The sequence below is a fragment of the Mesorhizobium sp. M7D.F.Ca.US.004.03.1.1 genome (genome assembly GCF_003998635.1).
Taxonomy (GTDB): Bacteria; Pseudomonadota; Alphaproteobacteria; order Rhizobiales; family Rhizobiaceae; genus Mesorhizobium; species Mesorhizobium loti.
The window spans coordinates 1-7,732 of sequence record NZ_RZQG01000214.1 but is presented as its reverse complement, the minus strand read 5'-3'; the positions used below and the strand labels follow the sequence as shown (position 1 = coordinate 7,732).

8 protein-coding genes are annotated in these 7,732 nt (G+C 62.4%); 5 read left to right on the top strand and 3 right to left on the bottom strand.

The genetic code is table 11. The features are described 5' to 3' along the window. From EN935_RS14510 to EN935_RS14500, 3 genes are all read left to right on the top strand, one after another. Positions 1-312: integration host factor subunit alpha (locus tag EN935_RS14510; protein WP_127373397.1), on the top strand; the 312-nt coding region annotated here is incomplete at its 5' end. Between the two features lie 125 nt (positions 313-437). Beyond that, entirely contained in the window at positions 438-977 is a 540-nt protein-coding gene (locus tag EN935_RS14505) for a MerR family transcriptional regulator (RefSeq protein WP_023810244.1), read from the top strand. Between the two features lie 177 nt (positions 978-1,154). After that, on the top strand, positions 1,155-1,457 hold the full coding sequence (locus tag EN935_RS14500) for a hypothetical protein (protein WP_126068800.1): 303 nt from the start codon (positions 1,155-1,157) through the stop codon (positions 1,455-1,457). 132 nt (positions 1,458-1,589) lie between these two features. Here EN935_RS14500 and EN935_RS14495 read toward each other — a convergent pair whose 3' ends face one another. Further along, positions 1,590-2,447 carry a helix-turn-helix transcriptional regulator gene (locus EN935_RS14495; protein ID WP_013531192.1) on the bottom strand — a complete coding sequence of 286 codons (858 nt, stop codon included), beginning with the start codon at positions 2,445-2,447 and terminating at the stop codon, positions 1,590-1,592. A 229-nt stretch (positions 2,448-2,676) separates the two neighbouring features. On the opposite strand from EN935_RS14495, the gene EN935_RS14490 reads away from it, so the two are divergent. After that, the gene (locus EN935_RS14490; protein WP_164757599.1) at positions 2,677-3,687 is read left to right on the top strand and encodes a fatty acid desaturase; all 1,011 of its coding nucleotides are present in this window, start codon (positions 2,677-2,679) and stop codon (positions 3,685-3,687) included. A 91-nt stretch (positions 3,688-3,778) separates the two neighbouring features. After that, the gene (locus tag EN935_RS14485; RefSeq protein WP_127263098.1) at positions 3,779-4,606 is read left to right on the top strand and encodes a PhnD/SsuA/transferrin family substrate-binding protein; all 828 of its coding nucleotides are present in this window, start codon (positions 3,779-3,781) and stop codon (positions 4,604-4,606) included. Here the strand turns inward: EN935_RS14485 and EN935_RS14480 are convergent. After that, positions 4,571-5,926, bottom strand: coding sequence for a Xaa-Pro peptidase family protein (locus EN935_RS14480; protein ID WP_127263097.1), 1,356 nt, complete (start codon positions 5,924-5,926; stop codon positions 4,571-4,573). The two genes, EN935_RS14485 and EN935_RS14480, sit on opposite strands and share 36 nt — an antisense overlap. A gap of 2 nt (positions 5,927-5,928) precedes the next feature. Beyond that, on the bottom strand, positions 5,929-7,732 hold a 1,804-nt coding region (locus EN935_RS14475), incomplete at its 5' end, for an FAD-dependent oxidoreductase (protein ID WP_164771130.1).

Below are 7,732 nucleotides of genomic sequence, written 5' to 3'. Positions count from 1 at the left end.
ACACTTACGCGCGCCGACCTTGCCGAGGCAGTTTACCGGAAGGTCGGCTTGTCGCGCACTGAATCGGCCGAACTCGTCGAAGCGGTGCTGGACGAAATCTGCGAAGCGATCGTCCGCGGCGAGACAGTGAAGCTGTCGTCCTTCGCTACATTCCACGTCCGCTCCAAGAACGAGCGCATCGGCCGCAATCCCAAGACCGGCGAAGAAGTGCCGATCCTGCCGCGCCGGGTGATGACCTTCAAGTCGTCGAACGTGCTGAAGAGCCGTATCCTGCGCTCCCACCAAAGCGGCAAGGCCAAAAGCGGCAAGTAGCCCACTGCGCGGTTGAAAACCGCCGCCGCCATGACGCCGGGCTTGAATATTGCTTCATAAACCGCTGAAATAAGACCCGATTCGGCAGGGTAAGCCGGATCGTCGTCCAGCGTGAGGATTCGCCCATGGACAAGAGCCCCGACGCCTTTCGTACCATCAGCGAGGTCGCCGAAGATCTCGATCTGCCGCAGCATGTGCTGCGCTTCTGGGAAACGCGTTTCAACCAGATCAAGCCGATGAAGCGCGGCGGCGGTCGTCGTTACTACCGGCCGCAGGATGTCGAACTGATCAAGGGCATTCGCCACATGCTCTACGACCAGGGCTACACCATCAAGGGCGTGCAGAAACTGTTGCGCGAGAATGGCAATCATTTCCTGGTCGCCATCGGCAATGGTGACATGGCCGCCGTCGAGGCGATCTCGCAGCGCAGGCAGGCCGATCAGGTGCCGCTGACGCCTGCAGCCCAGCCGCGCGGCATGGATGACGAACTGGTTGGCCAGCCGCGGGTCAAGCCCAGCCGCCGCTTTTTCGGCCTGGGCAAGAGCGACGAGGACGGTCCGGTGCAGCCGGACGCGTCGAAGCTCTCGCGCGACAATCGGGCCTTGCTACAGGAGGCGCTGTTCGACCTCCTGGAATGCAAGCGCCTGCTTGACCAGGTGCGCTAAAGCAATTCCAGGAAAAGTGTGACACGGTTTTCCCGGAAAAGCGCATGGCGCTTTCCCTTGGGAATTGCGTGAAAACAAAGAGATAGAGCAGCCCGAAGCGACATCGATATCTCGAAAACCGGAACCCGTCTTCCGGTGAGGCGTTTCGTTTCCTTCTGCAAGTGAAGGAAACACATCATGGCATCATTTTCGACCCTCTCGGACATCGACCTCGACAAGCAGGTCGCGGCTCTCACCAAGGAATTGGCCAGCTTGAGGAGGGCTGTGGCGAGGCGCGGCGGCGCCTATTACGAGGACGGTCGCGATGCCGCGCTCGACACCTATTCCGATCTTGCCGGGCGTCTGCGCGATGCCATGCCGGCAATCCGCAAACAGGGCAGGGTGATCGAGAAGTCGGCCCGCGACCATCCGGCGGCGGCCGCCGCGGTCGGCCTTGTGGTGCTCGGGCTTGTTGCCAGCCTGCTGTTCAGCCGGCGCTGAGCTGCGACCCTTGGTATCCTCTCCGGAACAATGACGAACAAAAATAGCGGCCGCCCTTCGGAGCGGTCGCCGTCGTTTTTTATCGGGTCCTGCCTAAATCTTAGGCTTTGCCAGAGGACCATGATTGGAAGCTCAGACAGTCCCTGTTGGGAACGACATGCCGGCCAGTCTGTGCGCGAAGCCGGACGCCTCGTGCGCATTGATGTCGGCGGCGCGGATCAGATTGTCGAAGTGCTGGATCAGTGTCTGGATCGGCTGGGTGGCGTTGAGCACCAGATACATGTCGCCGACATAGATGGCGGCACGATAGGGGCCGAAGATGGTGTAGGGGATCGAATAGCGCATCCGCCCATCATAGAGAAATAGCCGGAAGGTCGGGTAGAGGTCGTCGAGCAGCGTCGCCATATGCAGCAACTGGGCGCGCCGGTCGGCTTCCGGGAAACGATCCCAGACACCCAGGCCGCGGGCAAAGATCTCCAGCGTGTGGCGCGGCATGCAGACTTCCATGTCGGTTTCCGGCCGCCTGTTATAGTCGATGCGGTATTGGGTTTCTCCGGCCTGGGCGAGGCGGCTCTTGTTGGCGATGCCCGCCTCGTAGTCGACCAGCGCTTCGGTGCGCAGAAGATCGGGAATGCCGGCTGGAACGTAGCGGATCTTGGTGCCGGCCGCCTCGGCATGCCATTTGGCCAGCAGCGTGCGGTCGAAACCGTCGGGCGCTTCCTCGATCTCCAGGCTCTCGCGGATTTCGCCCGTGAGGCCCTCGTCCTGGCTGAGGCCGAGAAGCCAGTCCAGTGACACCTTGAACTCGGCGGCGATGTTGAGCAGCGTTTCGGCGCGGGGCAGGCGGGTCGAGGCGCCCGACAGCAGCTGCGACAGCGCCGAGCGGTCGATGCCAACCGCAGTCGCGAAGGCCGACTGGTTGAGGTCGGAGCGTGTCAAGAGCATTTTCAGGCGTTCGCGGAAGATCGTCGACAGGTCGCGCTTGTCCATGTCCGTGCTCCAAGCCGATTGAGGAAAAATTTGCGCCGAACCGCTTCCAAGCGCATCTCAGGCGTAAATGAATCCCTAAGTCTGTTTACAATGTATAACATGTGCGGTCAAAAATGCGCAATCGCAACAGTTTGTGCACTTTGTCTCGTTGAGTGGAATCATTTCTCCTGACACAATACTGTCAGGAACCAATTGGGGTTCCGGCGACTGAGGGACAGTGGTCGATAGCATGACGAGCAAGAGCATCAGGCGACACAGCGTACCGGCCATCGAGTGGCCGACCGTGGTACTCGCCTTCTTCTGTTACGCAACATGGCTCGCCACCGGTTTCCTGCTCTGGCCATCCTACCCCGTCCTGGCGCTCGCCGTCCTGGCTTTCACCGCCGCACTGCAATCTTCGATCATGCACGAAGTGCTGCACGGTCATCCGACGCGCAACGCGCGGGTCAACGAAGCCTTTGTGTTTCTGCCGATCGGTCTGGTCTGGCCATTCCGCCGCTTCAAGACCATTCATCTGCGCCATCACGCCGACGAGCGGCTGACCGATCCACTGGACGATCCCGAGAGCTATTATCAAGCACTCTGGCAGCATGACGAGCTGCCGCCGACGATGAAATTCCTGCTCAAGATCAACAACACCATGGCCGGCCGTTTCGTGCTCGGCCCCTGGCTGTCCTGCGTCGGCTTCTTCATCGACGACGCCAAGCAGATGATTGCGGGCGACAAGGCGATCCGCAAGGCCTGGCTGCTGCATGCGATCGGCCTGGCTGTCGTGCTGCCGATCGTCCAGTTCGGCTTCGGCATCCCGCTGTGGCTTTACATTCTGGTCCCGGTCTGGCTCGGCCAGTCGCTGATCTCGATCCGTACGTTCGCCGAGCATCAATGGTCGGAACATCCGGAAGGCCGCACGGTGATCGTCGAGCGCTCGCCGCTGTCGTTCCTGTTCCTCAACAACAATCTGCACTTCGTCCACCACAAGACCCCGACCGTGGCCTGGTACAAGCTGCCCAAGCTGTTTCGTGACCGCCGTGAGGAATGGCTGCGGATGAACAATGGCTATGCCTATCCGAACTATTTCGCGCTGATAAAAGCCTATGCCTTCAAGGCGAAAGAGCCGATCGTGCACCCGGTGCTGCGACGTGCGCCGGAGCCGGGCAGGGCCTTCAAGCCGCGCATCAGGGCGCGCAGCATCAGCGGGCTGGGCAGTGCGCCGGTCCCCGCCGAGCCGCCGAAGGAATAATTCCGGCCTATCCGGGATCCGCGTCGGCCAATTCTGATTGGACGCCGCGTTTTTGCGATCCTTTTTCCAGACATGATGATTGAGTGTCGGCATGAGTGAATTGGTTGCGGCGTTGCCGATGTATGACTGGCCCGAAGTGCGCGGCGAGGTCGACGCGCAATGGGCACGATTGCGCGATGCCTTCCGGCAAAAAGGTATCGACGCGCCGCAAACCCTGGTGCGCAGCAATGGCGACCTGCCGTCGGTGCCGGGCGGTATTCGCGATGCTGCCGGTACATTGATCGCGCCCGATCCGGCGACCCTGCCGCCGGATGAACTCGACTATCACGAGCTTTGGCTGCACCCGGCGCTGTTGTTCGCGCAGACCTGCTGGGGGCCGATGGAGCTTGGCCTGTCCAGGCATGTGCAGGTGATCGGCCAGCCCAGCTACGACGCCTACGAAGGCGGGCAAGGCGAACTCTATTCCAGCGCGCTGGTGATGCGGACAGGCGAGGGGCCGGAAGTTCTATCGCCGGCGGACGGCAGCCCCTTGCTCCCGCTCAATCTGATGCGTGGCAAGCGCTTCACCTTCAACAGCCTCGATTCGATGTCGGGGTTTCTCGGACTGACACGCGACCTGGATGTGATGGGCGAAAGTCTGGACATCTTTGCCTCGCGGAGCGAAAGCGGCGGCCATCGCGCTTCGATCGTCGCCATTGCCGAAGGCAGGGCCGATGTTGCGGCGATCGACTGCGAGAGCTGGATACTGGCGCAACGCTTCGAGCCGGCGGCGAAAAAGGTGGCGGTCATCGGCTGGACGGGACGGCGCAAAGGCCTGCCTTACATCACCGCCGCAACGACGCCGGAAAAGACGGTCAAGGCGCTGCGTGAGGCCATTGCCGGACTAGCCGAGCAGCCGCTCGTCAAGCGGGTAGGTTGAGAGCTGCTCGTTGCCGGCCGCGGTGATCAGGATCTGCTCCTCGATCTTGACGCCCTCGCGCCCGCCAAGCCGGCCGATATAGCTTTCCACGCACAGCACCATGCCTGGTTCCAGCACGCCGTCCGGCGTGTCTGATGTCCAGTCGCTGGCATGCGGCAGCGTCGGATATTCATCGGCCAGCCCAACGCCGTGATAAAGCACGCCGTAACGGGTCGGGAAGCAATCGCCGGGCGGTACCGCCGAGCGTTCGACAAGGTCGCGAAACCTGATGCCCGGCTGCATCAGAGCCGTGTTGTGTTCGATCTGATCGGCGGCGATGCGAAACAGGTCGCGCTGTTCGTTGGTCGGCGTTGTATCGCCGCACAGCCATGTGCGCGACAGGTCGGCGCAGAAGCCGTAGGGACCGATCAGGTCGGTGTCGAAGGCTACAAGATCGCCAGCCTCGATCTTGCGTGACGAGCATTCCTGGAACCACGGATTGGTGCGCGGCCCCGACGTGAGCAATCGCGTCTCGATCCATTCGCCGCCGCGCGCGATGTTCCCGCGATGAAGTTCCGCCCACAATTCGTTCTCGGAAATGCCCGGCTTCAGCGCCTGTTCCATCTCGCCCATCGCCGCTTCGCAAGCGACGATGGCGCGGCGCATGGCCAGGATTTCGTCCGGAGACTTGATCAGCCGCGCGTTCTCCATCACCGCTTCGCCATTGCCGATGGAAATGCCGAGGCGAGCCAGTTCCTCGACGCCTTCCGGATTGATGTGGTCGATGGCGATCCGGCTGTTGCCGCCACCATGCTCTTTCACCAGATCGACGATTCCGGCGGCCCAGCGGCGGACTTTCTGCTCGGTCAGTTCGCCGCCATAGAGATACATCCACGATACCGCCGGCCGCACTTCGTCGACGACGCCGGAATGGTCGGACAGGTGCTCGCAGGAAAAATAGTCGAACAACACCACCGGCCCGTCGGTGGCAACAAAACAATGCCGCGTCGGGTTGTGCGCCACCCAGAGCTGCATGTTGGTGCTGTCGGTGGCGTAGCGGATGTTGACGGGGTCGTAGAGCAGGGCGCCGGCGTATCCGCGGCGCTTCAGCTCGGCGCGGATGCGTTCCAGCCGGTACTGGCGCATGGCAGGCAGATCGGGAGCGGCAATGCCTGCCGCTGCCCATTCAGCCTCAGCCTGCGCGCCGTAGCCCAGCACATGCTGGTTGAGCCCAACTGCCTTCTGGCGGGAGGCGTCGCGCAGCGCTTCGATAGAGTCCGGCTCGAACGGCATGATCTTGCGATGCCGGCCAAAGCTGCCCTTTGGCCCCGCGCTGTCCATGATCAGGTCCGCATCTTCTCGCCGCTAGGGTCGAAGGGCGCTTCGACGTTGATGCGGGCCGGTCGGCGGTGTCCGAGGATCTCGATCTCGAACAGTCCGGCACTTTCGTCCTCGGCAAGAGCCGCCGGCACATAGCCTTGCGCCATCGACTTCTGCACATAGTGGGCATAGCCGCCCGACGTGACCCAGCCAACCACGCGCCAGTCGCCGTCGACGATGCCGCGCACGGCGGACGCGCCTTCGGCAGCCTTGGAGCCACGTATTTCCTTGCCGCTCTTGTCGAAGCGCGGCGCGCCATAGCCGTGCGGCTTTTCAACCGTGCCGTAGTCCTTGCTGACCTTGGCCCAGATCGGCTCGTCGCCCATGACATCGGCATCGGCGGCATCGACGATGAAGGAAACGCGGCGCAGTTTTGGTCCTTCGGCCTGTTCCTTGGCGGCAGCCTCGCGGCCGATGAAGTCGTTTTTCTCCAGCTTGATGAAGCGATCCATCGCGCCTTCGAACGGTCCGTAGATCGGCCGCAGCTCGCGGAACCAGGTCGGAAAGTTCTTTTCGAGACGCATGGAGAGCAGAGCGCGCATGCCGAAATCGACCAGGCCGAACTCCACCCCGGCGTCTTTGATCGCCTGATAGACAAGGCGCTGATAGGCCGGCGCCATCCAGATTTCGTAGCCGAGGTCGCCGGTGTAGGTGATGCGGTTGACCAGGCATGGCGCGCCGCCGACAGCCATCTCGCGGAAATCCATGAAGCGGAAGGATTTGGTCGAGATGTCGACATCGACCAGCTTCTGAAGCAAGTCGCGCGACTTCGGCCCGGCGATCGACAGGCCGACCAGCGTCTGGTCAAAGCGGTGGATGCGGACCGACCCGTCCTTCGGCAGGTGCTTTTCGAACCAGCGCATGTGGTATTTCTGCGCCGCCGACGAACCCCAGATCATGAAGCGGTCTTCGGCCGCCTTGGCGATGGTGAAATCGCCGATCAGCTTGCCGAATTCGTTGAGCATCGGCGTCAGCACGATGCGGCCGGTCTTCGGCATGCGGTTGGTCATCAGCCGGTTGAGGAAATCCTCGGCCGCAGGTCCCGACACTTCGTATTTGGCGAAGTTGGCGATCTCGGTGACGCCGACACGCTCACGCGTGGCGCGCACTTCCTCGCCGATCGGCCCGAAGTCGTTGGAGCGGTGGAAGGAGACGATATCCCTGGGTTCCTTGCCCTTCGGCGCGAACCAGAGCGGCGTCTCAAGTCCCCAGCTGTCGCCCATGACGGCATTGTTGGCCAGCATCGTGTCGTAGAGCGGCGTCGTCTGCGCCGGGCGTGCGGCCGGCAGTTCCTCATTGGGGAAGCGGATGGAGAACCGGCGCGAATAGTTTTCGCGCACCTTGGCGTTTGTGTAGCGCAGGCCTGCCCATTCGCCGAAGCGGGTGACATCCATGCCCCAGACGTCGAAGCCGGGGTCGCCATGCACCATCCAGTTCGACAAAGCGAGGCCAACGCCGCCGCCCTGGCTGAAGCCGGCCATGACGGCGCAGGCGCACCAGAAATTGGTCAGGCCCTGCACCGGGCCGACCAGCGGGTTGCCGTCGAGCGCGAAAGTGAAGGGGCCGTTGATGATCTGCTTGATGCCGGCCTTCTCGATGCCGGGGAAATGCTTGAAGCCGATTTCCAGTGACGGCGCGATGCGGTCGAGGTCGGGCGGGAGCAATTCATGGCCGAAATCCCACGGCGTGTTGACCGGCGACCACGGCTTGCAGGCCTTCTCATAGGTGCCGAGCAGGATGCCGTTGCGCTCCTGGCGGGTGTAGATC

What these genes read in the sequence shown, in the direction of transcription:
- EN935_RS14500 (WP_126068800.1), top strand. Translation starts at nt 1,155, where the DNA reads ATGGCATCATTTTCGACCCTCTCGGACATCGACCTCGACAAGCAGGTC.
- EN935_RS14495 (WP_013531192.1), bottom strand. Translation starts at nt 2,447, where the DNA reads ATGGACAAGCGCGACCTGTCGACGATCTTCCGCGAACGCCTGAAAATG.
- EN935_RS14505 (WP_023810244.1), top strand. Translation starts at nt 438, where the DNA reads ATGGACAAGAGCCCCGACGCCTTTCGTACCATCAGCGAGGTCGCCGAA.
- EN935_RS14480 (WP_127263097.1), bottom strand. Translation starts at nt 5,926, where the DNA reads ATGGACAGCGCGGGGCCAAAGGGCAGCTTTGGCCGGCATCGCAAGATC.
- EN935_RS14485 (WP_127263098.1), top strand. Translation starts at nt 3,779, where the DNA reads ATGAGTGAATTGGTTGCGGCGTTGCCGATGTATGACTGGCCCGAAGTG.
- EN935_RS14490 (WP_164757599.1), top strand. Translation starts at nt 2,677, where the DNA reads ATGACGAGCAAGAGCATCAGGCGACACAGCGTACCGGCCATCGAGTGG.